The sequence below is a fragment of the Klebsiella oxytoca NBRC 105695 genome, assembly GCF_001598695.1.
Lineage (GTDB): Bacteria > Pseudomonadota > Gammaproteobacteria > Enterobacterales > Enterobacteriaceae > Klebsiella > Klebsiella oxytoca.
This window is the reverse complement of sequence record NZ_BCZK01000010.1, coordinates 109,818-128,232: the sequence shown is the minus strand read 5'-3', so window position 1 is coordinate 128,232 and position 18,415 is coordinate 109,818. Positions and strand designations below refer to the sequence as shown.

The 18,415-nt window shown below is 55.6% G+C and carries 18 protein-coding genes and 1 pseudogene; 13 read left to right on the top strand and 6 right to left on the bottom strand.

Annotation, left to right across the window (positions count from 1 at the left end):
- From KO1_RS17895 to KO1_RS17875, 6 genes and pseudogenes are all read left to right on the top strand, one after another.
- On the top strand, positions 1 to 699 hold the full coding sequence (locus KO1_RS17895) for an amino acid ABC transporter permease (RefSeq protein WP_004102263.1): 699 nt from the start codon (positions 1 to 3) through the stop codon (positions 697 to 699).
- A 9-nt stretch (positions 700 to 708) separates the two neighbouring features.
- Positions 709 to 1,461: an amino acid ABC transporter permease gene (locus KO1_RS17890; RefSeq protein WP_004102262.1), complete on the top strand. Its 753-nt coding sequence runs from the start codon at positions 709 to 711 to the stop codon at positions 1,459 to 1,461.
- Positions 1,451 to 2,293 carry a transporter substrate-binding domain-containing protein gene (locus KO1_RS17885; RefSeq protein ID WP_004102261.1) on the top strand — a complete coding sequence of 281 codons (843 nt, stop codon included), beginning with the start codon at positions 1,451 to 1,453 and terminating at the stop codon, positions 2,291 to 2,293. The genes KO1_RS17890 and KO1_RS17885 overlap by 11 nt, the downstream gene beginning before the upstream one ends.
- A 4-nt stretch (positions 2,294 to 2,297) precedes the next feature.
- Entirely contained in the window at positions 2,298 to 2,837 is a 540-nt protein-coding gene (locus KO1_RS17880; protein ID WP_004102260.1) for an L-2-amino-thiazoline-4-carboxylic acid hydrolase, read from the top strand.
- Positions 2,825 to 3,254 (top strand): annotated as a pseudogene (locus KO1_RS28265) (VOC family protein). The gene KO1_RS17880 and the pseudogene KO1_RS28265 overlap by 13 nt, the downstream one beginning before the upstream one ends.
- Before the next feature lie 12 nt (positions 3,255 to 3,266).
- A complete protein-coding gene (locus KO1_RS17875; protein ID WP_016807429.1) occupies positions 3,267 to 4,055 on the top strand; it encodes a pyrroline-5-carboxylate reductase family protein in 789 nt (262 codons plus the stop codon).
- On the opposite strand, the gene KO1_RS17870 is transcribed toward KO1_RS17875, so the two are convergent.
- Positions 4,052 to 5,008 (bottom strand): AraC family transcriptional regulator, encoded by a 957-nt coding sequence (locus tag KO1_RS17870; protein ID WP_024274213.1) that lies wholly within the window; start codon positions 5,006 to 5,008, stop codon positions 4,052 to 4,054. The two genes, KO1_RS17875 and KO1_RS17870, sit on opposite strands and share 4 nt — an antisense overlap.
- Positions 5,009 to 5,116: 108 nt before the next feature.
- Here KO1_RS17870 and KO1_RS17865 point away from each other — a divergent pair, with 108 nt between their 5' ends.
- The gene (locus tag KO1_RS17865) at positions 5,117 to 6,316 is read left to right on the top strand and encodes an MFS transporter (RefSeq protein WP_024274212.1); all 1,200 of its coding nucleotides are present in this window, start codon (positions 5,117 to 5,119) and stop codon (positions 6,314 to 6,316) included.
- Between the two features lie 289 nt (positions 6,317 to 6,605).
- Here the strand turns inward: KO1_RS17865 and KO1_RS17860 are convergent, their stop codons facing one another.
- From KO1_RS17860 to celB, 3 genes are read right to left on the bottom strand one after another with little or no spacing between them, the layout of a single operon-like run.
- Positions 6,606 to 8,063, bottom strand: coding sequence for a leucyl aminopeptidase family protein (locus KO1_RS17860; RefSeq protein WP_024274211.1), 1,458 nt, complete (start codon positions 8,061 to 8,063; stop codon positions 6,606 to 6,608).
- A gap of 2 nt (positions 8,064 to 8,065) precedes the next feature.
- Positions 8,066 to 9,019, bottom strand: coding sequence for a glycosylasparaginase (locus KO1_RS17855; RefSeq protein WP_024274210.1), 954 nt, complete (start codon positions 9,017 to 9,019; stop codon positions 8,066 to 8,068).
- A 4-nt stretch (positions 9,020 to 9,023) separates the two neighbouring features.
- The gene (celB, locus tag KO1_RS17850; protein WP_024274209.1) at positions 9,024 to 10,343 is read right to left on the bottom strand and encodes a PTS cellobiose transporter subunit IIC; all 1,320 of its coding nucleotides are present in this window, start codon (positions 10,341 to 10,343) and stop codon (positions 9,024 to 9,026) included.
- Positions 10,344 to 10,497: 154 nt separating this feature from the next.
- On the opposite strand from celB, the gene KO1_RS17845 reads away from it, so the two are divergent.
- Entirely contained in the window at positions 10,498 to 11,319 is an 822-nt protein-coding gene (locus tag KO1_RS17845; protein WP_024274208.1) for a hypothetical protein, read from the top strand.
- Between the two features lie 142 nt (positions 11,320 to 11,461).
- Here KO1_RS17845 and KO1_RS17840 read toward each other — a convergent pair whose 3' ends face one another.
- A complete protein-coding gene (locus KO1_RS17840) occupies positions 11,462 to 11,755 on the bottom strand; it encodes an NIPSNAP family protein (protein ID WP_064407075.1) in 294 nt (97 codons plus the stop codon).
- Between the two features lie 289 nt (positions 11,756 to 12,044).
- Here KO1_RS17840 and KO1_RS17835 point away from each other — a divergent pair, with 289 nt between their 5' ends.
- From KO1_RS17835 to KO1_RS17820, 4 genes are all read left to right on the top strand, one after another.
- Entirely contained in the window at positions 12,045 to 12,854 is an 810-nt protein-coding gene (locus KO1_RS17835) for an ABC transporter ATP-binding protein (RefSeq protein WP_004102250.1), read from the top strand.
- 22 nt (positions 12,855 to 12,876) lie between these two features.
- Positions 12,877 to 13,833, top strand: a complete 957-nt coding sequence (locus KO1_RS17830; protein WP_024274207.1) for an ABC transporter substrate-binding protein — start codon at positions 12,877 to 12,879, stop codon at positions 13,831 to 13,833.
- Positions 13,830 to 14,837 (top strand): FecCD family ABC transporter permease, encoded by a 1,008-nt coding sequence (locus tag KO1_RS17825; protein WP_004102247.1) that lies wholly within the window; start codon positions 13,830 to 13,832, stop codon positions 14,835 to 14,837. The genes KO1_RS17830 and KO1_RS17825 overlap by 4 nt, the downstream gene beginning before the upstream one ends.
- 446 nt (positions 14,838 to 15,283) lie before the next feature.
- A complete protein-coding gene (locus tag KO1_RS17820) occupies positions 15,284 to 15,790 on the top strand; it encodes a hypothetical protein (RefSeq protein WP_004102245.1) in 507 nt (168 codons plus the stop codon).
- 140 nt (positions 15,791 to 15,930) lie between these two features.
- On the opposite strand, the gene KO1_RS17815 is transcribed toward KO1_RS17820, so the two are convergent.
- The gene (locus KO1_RS17815; RefSeq protein ID WP_023320997.1) at positions 15,931 to 16,653 is read right to left on the bottom strand and encodes an SAM-dependent methyltransferase; all 723 of its coding nucleotides are present in this window, start codon (positions 16,651 to 16,653) and stop codon (positions 15,931 to 15,933) included.
- 561 nt (positions 16,654 to 17,214) lie between these two features.
- Between KO1_RS17815 and ompC the strand changes: the two genes are divergently transcribed.
- Positions 17,215 to 18,300: a porin OmpC gene (gene ompC, locus KO1_RS17810; protein WP_004113198.1), complete on the top strand. Its 1,086-nt coding sequence runs from the start codon at positions 17,215 to 17,217 to the stop codon at positions 18,298 to 18,300.
- The last annotated feature ends 115 nt before the right edge of the window (positions 18,301 to 18,415 follow it).

The window sequence follows — 18,415 nt, the reverse complement described above, 5'->3', positions numbered from 1 at the left end:
ATGAACAATAACCCGCTGTTTAGCTGGCAGGATATCGCCGGAATAGTGCCGAAACTGCTGGAAAATTTACCCGTGACTCTCGGCATAACGCTGGCGTCGCTGCTGCTTGGTTTGACGATCGCGCTGCTGATTGTGCTGCTGCAGTTTAGCCGCTTTAAGCCGCTCAGCGCGGCGGCAAAGGGGTATACCGACATTCTGCGCGGCGCGCCTCTGGCGCTGCTGATCCTGCTGTTTTTCTTCGGCGGCAAATTAATTTTGACCGCGCTGGCGCTGCCGCCGCTGTGGATTAGCGATACCACCTTTGCGGTGCTGTCTATCTCGGTCAGCATCAGTCCCTACTTTGCAGAAATGATGCGTTCAGCGTGGCGCGCGGTGGATAGCGGCCAGAAAGAGGCCATTATCAGCCTGAATATTCCCTGGCATCAGGGAATACGACGGATTATTTTCCCGCAGGGGCTTATTATTGCTATTCCCGTCTTTGGCAATCTTTTAATTAATCTTGTGAAAATGACCTCGCTGGTCAATATTATTGGTATTGTGGATGTTTTTGGCCGTGCACAAAAGATTTCGCAAAATAGCTACGGGGCTAAACAAGTCGCGGCATTTATTAGCGTTATTATCGTCTACTGGGTGCTAAATAGTATTATTCTCTATTTTACCACTCGTATTGAAAAGAAATATCAGTTCCTGCTGGAGTGATAAATTAACATGTTTAGCCTGGCGTTCATTCGGGACAATTTTACGTTTATTTTAAGCGCGCTGCCGGTCACCCTGACGATAACGTTATTATCCTTACTGTTTTCCACTTTGCTGGGCGCAGCGCTGGCGTGGACGATTATTCGTCAGGTACCCGGCGTTCAATGGCTGGCGAAGGTTTTCCTCTCCTTTGGCCGTTCGGTCCCGGTCCTGGTGATGCTGTATTTCTTTTTTTACGTCTGGCCGTGGATTGCCGCCGGGCTGTTCGGCGGCCCGCAGGACACGATGTACCGCTATAAACTTTCGCCGCTGGCGGCGGCGGTCACCGCGTTATCGCTGATCTTCAGCGCGTATTTCGCCGAAACCTTTCGCGCGGGATGGAACGCGGTTGATAAGGGGCAGCGCGAGGCTGCATGGTCAATCGGGCTGAGCGGGTTCACGCAGTTCCGACGCATTATTTTTCCACAGGCGGCGGTATCCGCGCTGCCGAACTTTACCAGCGTGCTGATCGATCTGATTAAAGACACTTCGCTGGTTTACACCATCACCGTTGTTGATCTGATGGCGAAAGCCAATATCGCCGCCGCGCGCGGGTTTCATTTTGTCGAAGCCTACTGCGTCGTGCTGGTGATTTATATCGTGCTGTGCCTGGCGATTGCCAGAGCATTGCGCAGGGCAGAAAGATTTCTGAGCGTCCGCTGGCAAGGCAACGCAGAAAAGAGTGTTCCACGGTTATCATTTTGGGGAAGGTATTTTGAAAAATAAAATTTTACTGGTGAGTGCGCTGGTGTTGGCAATGGGAATGGACGCCGCGCAGGCGGTTGAAAAAAGCCCAAACGCGAAAACGGTTGAGGTTGTCGTCAATGCTAACGGTTTTCCCTTTAGCTTTGTTGACGATAACAACAATATTACAGGCTACGATGGCGACCTGTTAAAGGTGCTGGACCAGCGGTTAACGGACTATACGTTTCATTTTAATGCGGTCTCTCGCGATGCTATGATCGTCGGCCTATCGACCGGCGCCTATACCCTCGCGGCGGATCACTTTTATCTCACCAAAGAGCGGGCGGAAAAATACGACCACTCCGGCGAGCCGACCGGGATCAGCGATTTACGCCTGATTGTACGTAACGATGAGAACGATATTCATAACCTTGGCGATCTCGCCAGCGGTAAGAAAAAACTGGTGCCGATTCATACCTCCGACGCCCGTTATACGGTGATTGAAAACTACAATAAAAAACATCCAGGCCAACAAATTAATCTGCAGCCCAACGGCGAGCAGTCTGCCGCCGATATCTTTAAAGCGGTAGCCTCCGGGGAATACGATGCGGCGATTTATCCTATTGGCGCGCTGCTGGCGTTAAATAAGGCGCTAAATCTTAATCTGAAAGCTTCGGATTCCGTCGGCCTGTTTCCTAACGTCTATTTGTATAAAAAAAATACCGATCCGCAGCTAATCAAAGCGATTGACGCGCAGCTGGTTGCCCTGAAAAAGGACGGCACGCTCGCTGACCTCTCGCGGAAATGGTACGCCGAAGATGTATATGCCCTGCCGGGCGCCAGCGACGTGAAAGTGAATACCGACTGGGAATAAGCGCATGACGCAAATAAGCTCGGAACCGGCGCATAACGCCGCCACCTTAAACGATGAGGTGACCCTGGCGCTGCGCGCCATTACTGAAAAACGCGCGGCAACGATCGGTTACCTGTTGGACGAAAGCCGACAGCGCGATATCGCGGATGATTCTGTCCGTGAAGCAATACGCCACTATGGCCGCGATATCGGGCATAAGCTGCGCGCGCAAATGCGCGATCGAAAAGATTTGCAGGAGTTTGCCGGGCTGTTTACCCGCGGTCTGGAATCTCAGGTTTATGAGATGGAGCCCGTTAGCGCCAGCCGGGCCGAATTTATCGTCCTGTTTCACTACTGTCCCTATGTCAACTGCTGGCGGCAGCAGGGGCGAGGCGCCAGCGAAATTGAGACGCTGTGCGATATCTGCATGGAAGGCGATCGTGCGCTAACCGACGCGTTTCCGGGGCTGCATTTAGAGGTGCAGACCGCGCTGGCTCGCGGCGATGCCGCCTGTCGGCTGCGTTTTTATCAGGCAGAGGAGCGGGAGGGCGAATGGCAACCTTAACGTGGGACCACGCGGTCCAGTTTGTTAATCAGCCGGAAGCGGCGGTTCAGGTGTTATGCGGGCAAAAGCTCAACGCGGTGGCCGGTGGGCGCCACCCGGGTTGGGGACCTGAAATGTGCTGAGCTATTTCGGTCTGACCTGGATCGAATTTCTGACGATTGCCGATGATACAGAGCTACTTTCCGCCGCGGAGACGTTTTTACTCTCCCGGGATGCGTCACGATTGGTGCCGGATAATGAAGCGCTGTATCGGGTGGCGCTGCGCTCCATTCGCAGGGGCTGGCGGTGGGCGGTCGAGAGTTACTTTTCCTCCAGGGCGCGGCGAATCAACTGACTGAACTGGGGTTTCGCGTTGCCGACCCGGCGCTCAAAGGCCGACGCTTTCGCGTTGGCAACGGCGAATATCTTTTTGAATAAGGAGTAATACTCATGGCCAGGATCCATTTTATTGGCGCCGGACAGATGGCGGAGGCGATTATTCGCGCGTCATTAAGCCACGGTGCGCTGCGGGCGGACGCGATCTCGCTCGAGGATATCGACAGCACGCGAGTCGAGGCTCTGCGCGCCCGTTATCGGCTGTCGGGCGACGGTGGTGTAAACGAGGCCTCTTTGCTGGTGCTGGGGATCCGTCCGCAGGACGATCTGGCGGGGGTGGCGAACCGCGTGCGTGCGCAGCTAAACGGCTCGACAACGGTGGTATCTCTGATCGCGGGGGTGACCCTGGAAAAGCTGGCCTCCCTGTTTGGTGCGGCAACGCCGATTGCCAGGGCGATCCCCAATACCCTGACCGATACCGGATTTGGCTATAGCGGCGTGACCTTAAACGCCCACGCCAGCGCGGCTGAGATCGAGCCGTTTCTGCGCGGCTTTGGCAAAGTGCTGTATCTGCCTGAGCGGTTGATCGATATCTTTACCGGCTTTGGCGTCGCGGGACCTAACTATATTTACTACTTTATTGAGTCCCTTACCGATGCCGGCGTACTGGCGGGACTGCCTCGACCCCAGGCAACGGAGGTGGTGCTGGAAAACCTGCTCGGCGCGGTCGAGATGCTGCGCCAAAGCCAGAAGCATCCGCGCCAGCTTCTGGATATCAACAATTCCCCTGCAGGAGTCGGGATCCATGGTCTGTATGAGTTGAACAACAGCGATTTTGCCGCGGGGCTTCAGCGCAGCGTACAGGCGGCGGTCAGGCGCACCCGTGAACTGGGACAGTGCTAAAATCCTTCTTCCCGCGACGGATCGCGCAGCGCGCCCGGCGCCTTTCCGATAATGCGTTTAAAGGCGCGGCTGAAGGCGGCATGAGAACTGTACCCCAGCCTGAAGGCCACTTTTTCCAGCGCCTGACCCTCATGGGAAATGTACTGCACCGCGAGGCGCATACGCAGCTCGGTAAGATAGCGGGCGGGCGTGGTGCCGGTGGCCGAGAGGAAGCGTTCAGCAAATACCGAACGCGAAATTCCCGCTTCGCGGGCCAGATCCTCGACTTTCCAGTTAATGCCCGGCTGCTGATGCATAACGTAAATGGCTTTAGCCAGTTTAGGATCGCGCAGCACCTGTACCCAGCCGGTGGCGTTGCCGCAGCCGCACTCCACCCAGCCGCGGACAATCAGCGCGGCGACCACATCGGCCAGCCGCGCCAGAATACCGGCGTAGCCCGCCTGCCGAGTGAGGCTTTCGCGTTCCATGGCTGCCAGCATCGGCGGGATCTCCGGACGGCTGGTCAGCAGGCTGCTGACCAGCATCACTTCGGGCATCGCTTTGACTAACGGCTGCATGCCGCCCAGCTCAAAGTCCATACAGGCGCTGAAGATAATGGCGCTGTCGCTTTTCGCGTCGTCGCAGGCGTTTTTGACGCAGCTTACCGAGTCGCAAACCGGTTCGCTGGGCAGTCTGGAGACGTTAACCACCGTTGCCTGGTCATCGGAGAGCAGCACGTGACCATCGCCGTTAGGAATAAACAGCGCATCGCCGCTCTGCAGCATCAGGCGCTGGCCGCTGACCATGCGCAGCAGTACCGGTCCCCGGCTGATAAAGTGGAACTGCGCTTTACCAGGTACGAAGCCGAATTCGACGCCAAAAGGGCGCGAGGTTTCGATGCGGCGGTAGTTGACGCCGGAAAGGCGCATGCCGCGCAGAAGTTCGCTGGTGAGATCGAGGGCGTGCTGAGTCATAACATCATTCCCGGACGAATTATCAATAATCACAGAGTATGTATCATAGATCGTCCGAACAGAACCGCCTAACCTTAACGAAATGTTAATTGTTCTGGAGAGATGTTTATGAGTTCCTGCATTGCAGCTGAAGAGAGCCTGGCCAACGCCAGGCCCGCGTGGCGCGCCGTCTATGCGCTGGCGCTGGGAGTATTTGGCCTGATTGTCGCCGAGTTTCTTCCTGCCAGTTTGTTGACGCCGATGGCGGCAAGCCTGGGCGTTAGCGAAGGCATGGCGGGGCAGGCGGTGACCGCGACGGCGCTGGTAGCGTTAGTTACCGGGTTGCTGATCACCACCGCGACGCGAAATATTGACCGCCGCTGGGTGCTGATGTTTTTCTCCGTTTTGCAAATTATCTCCAGCATGATGGTGGCCTTCGCCGGTTCGCTGGAGTTTTTGCTGCTGGGACGCCTGCTGCTGGGGATCGCCATCGGCGGCTTCTGGTCGATGTCGACTGCGACCACCATGCGTCTGGTTCCGGCGGCGATGGTGCCGAAAGCGCTGGCGATTATCTTTTCCGCCGTTTCCATAGCGACGGTGGTTGCCGCGCCGCTGGGCAGCTATTTCGGCGCGCTGATCGGCTGGCGCAACGTATTTCTTATCTGTGCGCTGCCGAGCGTGGTTGCGCTGCTCTGGCAACTGTGGGTTCTGCCTTCCATGCGGCCGGAGAGCGCGGGCAGCTTTGCCACCCTGGTTAAAGTGCTGCGCCGTCCGGGCATGGTTGGCGGAATGCTGGCGACAATCCTGATTTTTAGCGGCCACTTCGCCTTCTTTACCTATCTGCGTCCGTTCCTCGAAACCGTGGCGCAGGCCAGCGTCGAAGGGGTTTCCCTGATCCTGCTCGGTTTTGGCGTGGCGAACTTTATCGGCACGTCGATTGCCGGACATCTGTTGGCCAGAAGCCTGCGCATGACGCTGGCGCTGGTACCGCTGGCGATGAGCGTGCTGGCGCTGATGATGGTGACGTTCGGCCACTTCGCGCTGCTGGACGGTCTGCTGGTGGCAATGTGGGGCTTCGCCTTTGGCCTGGTGCCGGTGGGCTGGTCGACCTGGCTTGCCACCACGGTGCCGGATGAGGCGGAAAGCGCGGGGGGTCTGCTGGTGGCTTCTATCCAGCTGGCGATTAGCGCCGGTGCCGCCGGCGGCGGGGCGGTGTTCGATCTTAACGGCGCCAGCGGGGTTTTCGCCGGCAGCGGTTTGTTGTTGGTCAGCGCGATGGTGATTGTGCTGTTTGCGGTGAGAGTAAAACCGGTGGCGAGCGAGGAGTAGGGCCTTTCCCGGGCCAGGGAGCCTGCGGATTTTGCAGCCCGGGCAGATGCGCAGCATCGCCTCCGGGAAATTCTGCCACTCTGCGCTCTTTTCCCGGGGGCGGCGCAAAGCGCCTGCCCGGGCTACCGGCCCGCAGGCTGCTGGTAACCCGCAACCCGGGGAATGTGCGGAGACGTGGTATTGCTGCGGCTTCTTCCCGGCTCGCGCTGCGCTTAGCCGGGCTACAGGATCGCTGACTGCTGAGAACACGTAGCCCGGACAGATGCGCAGCATCGCCTCCGGGGAGGGGTTAACTCTCTCCGATATCGTCGAGCAGATGCTGCACCAGCAGCGGAACAGGCCGACCGGAAGCGACGCTTTTACCACCTTCTCGCCACAGCGCTGTACCGCTGACGTCCAGATGGGCCCACGGGATCTCCGGCGGACAGAAATGCTGCAAAAGCCAGGCAGCCGAAGCGCTGATCGCTGCGTTATTGCCCGGCGTGTTGCACAGGTCGGCGATTGCGCTTGCGGTCTGTTTCTTCAGCCTGCTATCCAGCGGCAGTGACCAGACCTCATCTCCGCTCTTTAACCCCGCCTCGGTCAACGCCGCTCGTAGCGTGTCGCTTTGGGTCATCAAACCGCTCAAATCATAGCCCAGCGCCTTAACCACCGCGCCGGTGAGGGTCGCAATATCAATAATATAGCGCGCCTGCGGATACCGCTGGCTGGCCCAGGCAATGGCGTCGGAAAGCACCAGACGGCCCTCGGCATCGGTATTATTGATCTCTACCGTCAGGCCATTGCAGGCCCGGGCGACGCTGCCCGGCTGCATGGCGCCGGGACCAATCGCGTTTTCCGCCAGCGCCAGTACCCCCATTACCCGCACCGGTAGCGCCAGCTCGGCGATGCTCAGCATCAGGCCGAGAACGTTGGCAGCACCGCACATATCGTACTTCATGGTGTACATTCCTGAGCCTTCCTTAAGCCACAGCCCGCCGGTATCAAAGGTGATGCCTTTACCGACGTAGCAGCGAACCGGGCCCTCGCTGACGCCCTCATAATGAATCGCCAGCAGGCGCGGCGGGCGTTCGGAACCTTTACCCACCGCATGCAGCAGGCCGAGCCCCTGATCGACAATCGCTTTTTCATCGAGAACTTCGCAGCGCAGAGCAGGAATATCGGCGCACAGACGACGGGCTTCTTCCACCACGTATTGCGGCGTACACTGCTCCGAAGGCAGATCCGCCAGCCGCCGCGCGGCGAGCATACCGTGCGCCGTGGCCCGTTGACGATGGGCGAGGGCATCCAGCGTCGACCGCTGTTCAGGTAAGGCGTAGAGGACCAGCTGACGCAGGCGTGGCCTGACGGCTGTATTCTGATGCAGACCTAAATCAGCAAGCTGCCAGTCGAGATTAAATAGTTCGCGCAGCGCTTTGGTTAACGCGCCGGCGGTCTTTCCCAGCGAACAATCAAGGATAAGCGATTCGCTCACCGGCTGTTTACATAGCGGCCGCAGCGCCTCGCTCAGCCCGTCGTTAAGCGCATCCTGCCAGTGCGCCTGCGGGATAAGAGTGATGCGCGCGAAGGGCGAACAGCCGAAGCGGGTGTCAGCCACCTCGCCGCGGGCGGCCTGCGCCGCCATTTCTGTGAGCAGAGTGCTGTCGTTGAGCGGGGCCTGTTTTAACAGCGTGCTGCCCGGCCAGGTCACCAGGTGCGCGCCGTTACAGTCGCTATCCAGTTGATTGATTAAGCGATAATCCAGCATGGTTACTCCTCGATGGGGGCGCGAATGCGTGCGGCATAGGCCTGCATCCATTCGTCGTCCACCGGACGGTAATGGGTTTTCTCCTGCACGCGTTCGGCGCAGAATACGGTGAGCGGCTGCGTCGCGGTGGCGACAACAAAGGAGAAGGTTTTTATATTGGTGGCCGCGCCGAATTCGCCGCCGCGGTTCATGCACACCACCGAGAGATCGCCCGCACGGCCAAAGCGCGACATCAGTTTGTCTTCCAGCTCGCAGACTACCGAGTCCGCCGCCTCCTGCGGCGTCATGCCCTGAGCCATTCGCCGGACAATCTCGTAGCTGGTACAGCCTTTCATCAGATCTTCACCGACGCCGGTCGCCGTAGCGGCGCCGATTTCGCTGTCGCAGTAGAAACCCGAGCCGATAATCGGAGAATCACCGAGCCGCCCGCGCTTTTTCATAAACAGGCCGCTGGTCGAGGTGGCAACGCTCATGGAGCCCTGTTTGTCGAGGCCGATAATGCCCACGGTATCGTGGCCGTCGTAAGGGCTTAGGCCTTTATCCAGCGTTTCGCGACAGCGTTTCCGGTAGTGCTGCATGGCCCGCTCGGTCAGCATGGATTTGGCGGCGAATCCCTGACTGATGGCCCACTCTCTGGCGCCCTGGCCAACCAGCAGACTGTTATAGCGCTGGCGGCTGAGAGCGTGGGCCACTTTGACCGGGTTGGCAATATCCACCAGGTTGCCGACCGCACCGAAGGCGAGGGTATCGCCATGCATAAAGGCGGCATCCAGCTCAACCTCGCCGTTTTCCGTCGGCAGCCCGCCGTAGCCTACCGATTTGTAGAGCGGAAAATCTTCTACCGCCGCCACCGCATCGACCACGGCGCTGGCGGTATCAGCGCCGGCTGCCAGCGCCGTCGCGGCTTCCGTTACCCCTTCCAGCGCCATTCGCCAGGTGGCAATCATTCCCCACATTGGTTTACTCCTGTTTAGCAAGCGTGTTGTCCGTTTCGGTACGGGAGGTTGTCTCCGCCGCGCGATACTGCTTATCGACGATACGCATGAAAGGCAGGTACAGCATGGCGCCAATCAGCAAATTGAGGATCTGCATTACGCTGCCGCTAAGATGTCCGGTCACGATAAACCCGCTGATCACCGGCGGCAGCGTCCAGGGAATAAACACCCCGGTGGTGACGGCCACCGCGCCGATTTTCATCGCCGCGTACTGCACCGTGACCAGCACCAGCGGCACGAGGTTAAAGGGGATCAGCATGATCGGGTTCATGATCACCGGCAGGCCGAAGAGGATGGGTTCGTTGATATTAAAGATGGAAGCGCCGGCCCCGAGGCGGGCGACCTCGCGCATATTTTTACTGCGGGCGAAAATCAGCATGGCGATCACCAGCGACAGCGTTGCGCCCGCGCCGCCCATCCAGATCATATCGAAGAACTGCTCGGTGATAATGTGCGGCGGGGTCACGCCGGCCTGAATCGCGGCGATGTTATCGGTCTGATTTTCCATCCACAAAGGACGAATAATGCCGTTGATCATTGAACCGGAGTTGATGCCGACGGACCACAGAATAGTGATGCTGAATACGGTCATCAGCGCGCCGAAATAGGAGGTACCGTAATGGCGAACCGGCGAGGCGACGACCTCATAAATGAACTGGTGAATAGTGACGTAGTGCGTGTGTTCAAACCCGATGCGAATCGCCAGGATCAGAATCATCACCAGCAGGGCCGGGATCAGGGCGGCGAAAGACTCCTGCACGGCGGGTGGAACCCCGTCAGGCATCTTAATCACCAGCTTCTTGCGCTTTAACCAGCAGAAGAGTTCGGTCCACAGCAGCGAACCGATCATGGCGACGAACAAACCTTTGGTACCGATCCATTCAACGGGGATCACCGTGATACCGCCGTTTTCAGCGACTTTAATAAAGGGGGTGAGGATCAAAAATCCCACCAGCGACAGGATGCCGCAGGAGATACGGTCATCCCCGTAGTGCTCCGCCAGGCGGTAGGCCACCAGGAAGCTGATAAACAGCGACATCGTGGAAAATACCGCATTGAACGGGATTTCAATTATCGCACTCCAGCTGGCGCCGAAGGTGCTGGCCATAAACTGCTGATAGCTCTGATTAGGAAACGACGAGATCACCAGCAGAATTGAACCGACAATAATAAAAGGCATGAATGAAACATAGGCGCCACGAATAGCGCCGAGATGACGCTGCTGGGCAGTTTTCGCCGCCAGAGGCATCAGTTTGGCTTCAAGAAATCCCAGAACATTGTTCATTGTGAACTCCGTACATGATCGACAGGGGCTGTGTGTGTTATCTATGGCGGATTATGCGAGAAAGCGGTGGGCTGAAAGGTGAAGCGGTTCACAATGTCTTCTCTGTAACTATATATATCTCATATGATTAGTTATATTTTCCGTCGAGGATTGTATGGAAATCAAGCTGCATGCCAACGCCACCACCACCCCAAGAACGCGAAAATATCTCCAGGAGTCGACGAAAAGCGACCGCGAACTGGCGCAGGAACTGGGTATATCAATCACTACGGTTCGTCGCTGGCGCAACCGCAGCCAGATTTCAGATAATCACACCACGCCACATCTGATACACAAAGTGTTGAGACAAGAGCAGGAGGCGTTGATTAACGCCCTGCGCGATATACTGCGTGCGCCGCTGGACGAGCTGCTGTTTATGGTGAATGAAGGGCTGGGTATCACCCTTTCACGGGCCACGCTAAACCGCTATCTTCGCCCGGCCCATGAAGGGCGAAAAAACGCCGCGCCGCAGGGAAAGAAAGCGTTAAAAGCGGGAATGAGGCCGGATACTCTGATGCTGCATTACCGGCAGCTCGCGCTGTCGATGGACGATGGCGGCGAGCATCATCTGCTGTGGGCGCAGGAGCCGATCAGCGGCTGGTGCTTTGGTCGTATCTATTCCGGCATTTCGCCCGCGCTGGTGGATAGCTGGCTGAACCAGGCGCTGGAAGCCTGTCCGGCGCAGATACAATGTCTTGAGACTTATGCTCATAAGGGCTTCGAACCGATACGCGCGGATTTTTCATGCACAACGGTGATCGCGGAGGAGTGCGGGGCGGTACAGCTTAGCGAACGATTGGCCAATATTATCCCGGCGCTGGATGAGCCTGACGCAACGCTGCAGCGGCTGTGCACGCTGTGGAACCAGGGACGGGCGCAAAAGAAACTGGGTGACAATACGCCGCAGGGCTTTCTTGCCTCGCTCAATCAGATCTAAATTCAGCGACAGGATCAGGGGCGGTCTCCGCATTGACTGAGAACCGTCACCTTCTCCGACAGCAACAAAGCCCTTTACTTGTCGGCCCGCGTCTGCCCCTGTGCCGGTCAGCCGTTTCGCAGGCCATCAACCGCGCTGGCGCTTAAACCATAACCGATTTTACGCTTACGGCAATCATGTCGATGATGGCCTGACGTGGGCCTTCGCGCCACGCAGGGCTACTGTAAAAGCGCTCCTGGGAAGCGTTTAAATGCGCCAGGTCGTCATAAGCCCGAATCAGGTAATAAGCGTCGTTGTCTTCCACCGAATTGCCAAAGGAGACGATATCCATCCCGGCGGCGCGATGGCGGGGGGCGCTTTGCTCCTGCATTATGCGGTGAAAATCATTCCCGGTACCGGGTTTAAGGGTATAAAGCAAAAACTCTACCGTTTTCATCCTGAACTTTCCTTTCAAAACCGCCGAGTGGGCTGGCAATAGAACACAGCGTCGGCCTGAATACAACTCCGCCAGAACCTAACGCCTCTCCCGGGCAGTATTATCGATCGCGGGTTGCCAACGCCCGGTAATAATTGATATGTTATATTATAACAAATAAAGCATTATAAAATATGTGACTATTAACCTTTCTTTTTAAATGATAATGATTATCATCTATGCGGGTAAGAATAATTGATTGCGAGCGCATTTTGCCAGGCCGCTCGGCAGAGAGCAGGAGAAGAGGCTAATGGAGAGGCGTTTGACAAACGGGAGTAGGGCCAGTGAAGCGGTGCTTAGCGTCAATATTGCATCGCTACCGCGTCCTGGCGGCGGCGCGCTTCTTACGGATATTCATTTCCACGCCAGAAAAGGAGAGTGCCTGGCGGTGATTGGGCCTAACGGCAGCGGCAAAACCTCCTTATTACGGGCGATAGATCAGCAGCTGACGACGCGGGAGGGCGAGATTCGCTTGAATGGCCGCTCGGTTTCAGCGTTAACCCGCCAGCAGCGTGCCCGGCAGATCGCGGTCCTTGCGCAGAATGATGCCCCGGATATGCGGCTGGCGCTTGAGGATTATGTCGCCCTCGGGCGGATCCCCCACGCCAGGGAGATGTCGCGTCGTGACCATGACATCATCGTGACCCGGGCGATTAATGATACGGGACTACAGAGGCTGCGAACGCGCTCGCTATCGGCATTATCCGGCGGTGAGAGGCAGCGCGCCGCGCTGGCGCGGGTACTGGCCCAGTCGCCAGAACTGGTGTTGCTCGACGAGCCTACCAACCATCTCGATCCCCCGGGTCGGGTTGAGCTTCTTTCTTTAGTTAAAAACCAGGGGATCACGGTCGTCGCGGTATTGCACGACCTTTCGCTGGTGGAGTCCTTTGCCGACCGGGTTTTGCTTTTATCGCAGGGGCGCGCCGCAGCCTGGGATGTGCCCGAGCGCGTCCTTATTTCGGAACAGCTCTATCCCGTCTTCGGCTTAACCAGCTTTACCGTGCCGCATCCCGAGACCGGGAAGGCGCTGCGGATTTTTGAAGTTCCAGGCTATGCGTAATCAATTTTGAGGATGACGAAGAATGAATAAATGGCTTGCCGGCATGATGGCGGTTTTTTCTATTACAGCGGCGAACGCAGCAGATTTTCCTGTCACCATTGAGAGTTGCGGAACGCCCGTAACCTTTACCCAGGCGCCGAAAAGGGCGGTCATACACGATCTAAATATGTCTGAAATGGCTTTTGCTCTCGGTTTACAGGACCGTATCGTGGGTTTAACCGGGATTAGCGGATGGTACAAAATGACGCCGCAATTTAAACAGCAGATGGGGGCGATTCCTGAGCTGGCGCCGAAGTATCCCTCGCTGGAAACGCTGCTGGCGGCTAATCCGGACTTCTTTTTCGCGGGCTGGAATTACGGCATGAAAGTGGGCGGAGAAGTCACCCCTTCCGTGCTGGCTAAATACGGTATCAAGACCTTTGTTCTGAGTGAGAGCTGCGTGTTTACCGCTAAGGACAAACGAAAAGCCAGCATGGACCTGCTGTATAACGATGAGCTGACGCTGGGCAAAATTTTCGGCAAACAGCGGGAAGCGCAGGCGCTGGTCGACGGCTGGAAAAAAACGCTCAATGCGCTGCCCAGGCCGCCGCAGGGCGTGCAGCCGTTGAAGGTGTTTGTTTATGATTCCGGCGAAGACAAGCCCTTTACCAGCGGGCGCTATGCTATGCCGACCGCTATTATCGAAGCGGCCGGAGGTCAAAACGTCATGGATGGCCTCGAAATAAGCTGGGGCACCACCTCATGGGAAAGCGTCGCGACGGCGGAACCCGACTTTATTATTCTTCTCGACTATCAGACCGGAAGCGGCGCCGACGCGCTGCGCCGCTTCCTCGAAAATCATCCGTTAATGAAGCAGACCCCGGCGGTGAAACACCAGCGTTATCTGAAGCTGCAGTATGCTGAATTGACGCCCGGTCCGGCAAATATTAAAGCGGCCGAAAAGCTGGCCCATGCGATGTATCCAGCGGCTAACCAATGAGTTCAACGCCATATCGTTACTACTGGGCCGCGTGGGGCGCGCTACCGGTGTTAGCCGGGTTGATGCTGCTCAGCGTGGCGAAAGGCAGCGTACCGCTATCGCTGACGCAGGTTCTGGGGGCTTTACGGCTGCTTGATGTGCCAGTTTCGGACATGATGGCCCGTATCGTCATTGATTTGCGCGTGCCGCGAACGCTGCTGTCGGTGCTGACCGGGGCGGTGCTGGCAATGGTAGGCGGCCTTTTACAGACCACCACGCGCAACGATCTGGCCGATCCTTTTCTGTTCGGGCTCTCCTCCGGGGCATCGGCGGGGGCGGTGCTGGTGATTACCCGGTTCGGCGAGCGGCTAGGGGGGCTGACGCTGCCGGTGTCAGCATTTGTCGGCGGGATCTGCTCTGCGGTGGCGGTGATGCTGCTGTTTCATTTTAAAAAGCAGCGCGGCGCCGAGCATTTAGTCATTTGCGGGCTGGCTATCTCCTTTTTATTCGGCGCGCTGACCAGCTATTTGATTTTCTCCGGCGACCAGCGGGCCGCCAGTTCAGTGCTGTTCTGGTCGCTGGGCGGCCTAGGCCTGGCGCGGTGGGATAATTTACCTTATGCCGTATTCAGTCTGCTATTTCTCTGCGCTTTTATCCTGTTACGCTGGCGATCGCTGGATGGCCTGTTGGCCGGAGAACAGACCGCGCAGTCGCTGGGCATCAACGTCAGCCGCCTGCGAATGGAGGTGTTTTTCTGCTGCGCGCTGGCGACATCGCTGCTGGTGGCCTTAACCGGAGTGATCGGCTTTATCGGGCTGATGGTGCCGCATATGTGCCGCTACTTTTCCGGGGTTAAGCATCTGCGGTTGCTGCCTTTATGTGGTCTGTGGGGAGCTGTACTGCTGTGCGGCGGCGACATTGTCAGCAGGACGCTGCTGGCCCCGCAGGAGCTGCCTATCGGGATCATTACGGCCGGCATCGGCGGACTGTTTATTATTATTCTGCTGGCCCGGAGCCGGGCATAATCTTTATCAGCGCCGGGCCGCAAGCCCGGCATTTTCATCTGCTGCCCCACCTAAACGAATGGCAAACAAACCCTCAGAAATTCGATCGCGCTGTTACGTCGCGGTACGTGCAACACCTTGATAACCGAATTTATCTGTTTATAAAGCGTTTTCTCCAATGTAATTGGTTGAATATATTCTGCATGACAGAATGTTCTCCTGTTCATTTCTTTGCAACTGACGTTTAATGAGAAAAATCCTAAAGAAAAGGGAGGTATGGTTGCCGTCGTTGGGGGCGCGAAATGTCGACAGGGTAAATTTTACGGGGATTTATCTGAAATTTGCTCGTCTGGACAATAAATATTAATCAAACCTATAATTCACCCGCTTCACTCATGGGTATATTCCCATGGCGCGTATTATACGCATTTCTATAAAGGATGATTGCACTTTCGTGAGGGAACGGAATGTTAACTATTTTCAGCCATAATCATTTTTTTAAAAAAGCCATGCGTCTGAAAATAAATGATATAAAAGCGGTCAGAAAGGCGAATCTCGTCGATCTGTGCTTAACCAGATACTCATCCAGCAGCCATGCGCAGTTTCATTTTTTGATAAACAGCTTTGAAATGAAAAAGAATTTTGTGTGTTTCAAGGTGGAAGGCAATATCATTTGCTTGATCAACAAGAGGCGCACCGCGCACATCGCCAGTATTATCGCCAGAGTCACTGACGGTATCCCTGTCGGTGAGGACATCACCCTAACGGAAAGAGAATTCCAGTATATTTTTATTATGAAATTTAACGTGCTGGCAAAAGACTATCCGGAACTGCTCGGCATCTCACCTAAAGCCTACAGCAACTATAAAAGAAGATTAATTGATAAATTCGGTTTTAACTCATTTCATGCGCTGTTGGCGCTGTCTAATTATTTACACGCTTTTTCGCTGATTGATAAATTCACCCCAGACTAATTGCCCGCGATGATACTGCGCTCGGGCTAATCCTGTTAATTACCGTCAACCTCCTGGTTTCAGTGCGCCGTTCTATCACCGTGCCATCGCTTCCGGCGCCCACTCTCCGGCTGGGCGAGCGTCGATGCCAGGCTACAGGTTTATTTGTTTACCCGGCCAATGATTTGCATAAAGCGCAACTGCTGACCCAGCTCATCACTTCTTATGGCGGCATCGGTAGCGGCAAAATCATTATCGCACTTTTGCCACTCTAGCCACGCCTGACGGCCGGATGCCATATGACGGCACTGATTGACCGCAAGATGCTGGCTCCCGGACCAGATTGCGCGCCAGCGGTCGGTGGTAAAAAGGGCGATGCCGCTAGCAATGAGCGCATGGATTTCAGGTCGCGTTTCAGCGTCGCTGCTGCGCAGACCCGGGATGACAATAGCCACCGTTCCGCCGCCTTTGACATAAGGCGCAATGCGCTGGTCAAAGAACAGGGCATCGCGGGCAAAATAGTGCCAGGCATTGATACTGACCACGGCATCAAAGGCGTCGCGGGCAAAAATACCCAGTCCCGGCAGGGTGCTGATATCAAGATTGATCGGGGTGATTTTATTGTCCATGCCCGCTGCCGCAAAACGCCGGGCGTTATCGTCGGCGCGAACCCACAGATCCGCCGCGACCACCTCCACGCCGAATTCCGTCGCCAGATACATCGAAGATAACCCTGTCCCACAGCCCAGATCGAGAATACGCATTCCAGGCCACAGTTCCAGGGAGCGGCTAAGCTCTTCAACCAGCCTTAATACATTTGGCCCCATCATATTTTGATTGACATACGTCTGCGGGCAATTCGCCGGACTAAATTTATTCATCATCACCTTCATCCCTTGAAAATAGAGTCGTCGCTATCCGTTTCACACAATTTCTAAACAAATCTTAAACCGCCGGGCTATAATGAATGTGGATTTTGTAAAGAACTTTCAATAACGCCAGGGCTTATCTTGATACTGGAATTAATTCTGAATGCGAAAATCAGAATATACCTTTGAAAACACGATCTGGCGAATCAGGATGTTTATGATTAAGGATTTCCTGAAGAAATAATTATTCATAACATCATGATTTATATGTCTTTTAACAAATTGAAATCTTTAATTATTCTTATCATTAGAATTTCCCTATGAGAAATTATTTATTTTGGTTAAATCTGCTGATTCCAGGGGTTGTACAAGGTGTGATTTAGAATAATTGCGGGCTCAAAACGGGGTTAATTGATGTGTGTCAATTAACAACCACCGTTTTCGTCACAGTTATTGTATTTGGTATAAAAATTCGGAACTTTTAATTTCAAGTCTCTTTGCGAATTATCGCATAATGGTCTCGCTCAGAAGGTATCTGAGATTTGATATTCTATTAATAGTTAGGGACGAAATAATATGAAATTAAAATTACTAACAGTGGCCGTCTCTACACTTCTTGCTGCAGGAACCGTGCAGGCAGCTGAGGTGTATAACAAGGACGGAAACAAACTCGACCTCTATGGGAAAGTGACCGGCCTGCATTATTTCTCCAGCGATAAGTCAGAAGATGGCGATCAGACCTATGCCCGTCTGGGCTTCAAAGGTGAAACGCAGATCAACGACCAGCTGATCGGCTACGGCCAGTGGGAATATAACTTCAGCGCCAATAACGTTGAAGGCGACAACTCCGGCGATAAAACGCGCCTTGCGTTTGCTGGCCTGAAGTTTGGCGAATTTGGTTCTCTGGACTACGGTCGTAACTACGGCGTTGCCTATGATATCGGCGCCTGGACCGATATGCTGCCGGAGTTCGGCGGTGATACCTGGACCCAGACCGACGTCTTCGCCACTGCGCGTACCACCGGCGTTGCCACTTACCGTAACAACGGTTTCTTCGGTCTGGTTGACGGTCTGAATATCGCCGTACAGTACCAGGGTAAAGAGGAGGGCAACGACCGCGATCTGGCGAAACAGCATGGCGACGGCTGGGGTATGGCCTCGACCTATGAGTACGAAGGATTTAGCGCAGGTGCGGCCTACGCGGCATCCGATCGTACCGATGCGCAGGTCAGGGAAGGTCGCGTCAAACCAGACTTCTACGCCCGTGGCGAAAAAGCGGAAGTGTGGGCGGCCGGTCTGAAGTACGATGCCAATAACATCTACCTGGCGACCACCTATGCGGAAACCCGCAACATGACTAAGTTCGGTAAAGGCTATATCGCCAACACCGCGCAGAACTTTGAAGTGGTTGCTCAGTATCAGTTTGATTTCGGCCTGCGTCCGTCCATCGCCTACCTGAAATCAAAAGGCAAAGATCTGGGCCGCTATGGCGACCAGGATCTGGTTGAATACGTTGATGTAGGCGCGACTTACTACTTCAACAAGAACATGTCTACCTACGTGGACTATAAAATCAACCTGCTGGATGACACCAGGTTCACCAAAGATGCCAGCATCAGCACCGATAACATCGTTGCCGTGGGCATAACTTACCAGTTCTAAAATTCAGCCTTTTATCAGCCATGCCTGCCAGCTTACCCTCCTGGCAGGCATTTTTTATGGTGGCGAGCGGGCGATAATAAAAAGCCCGGCGCCGTTTCCCGCGCCGGGCAGAGTG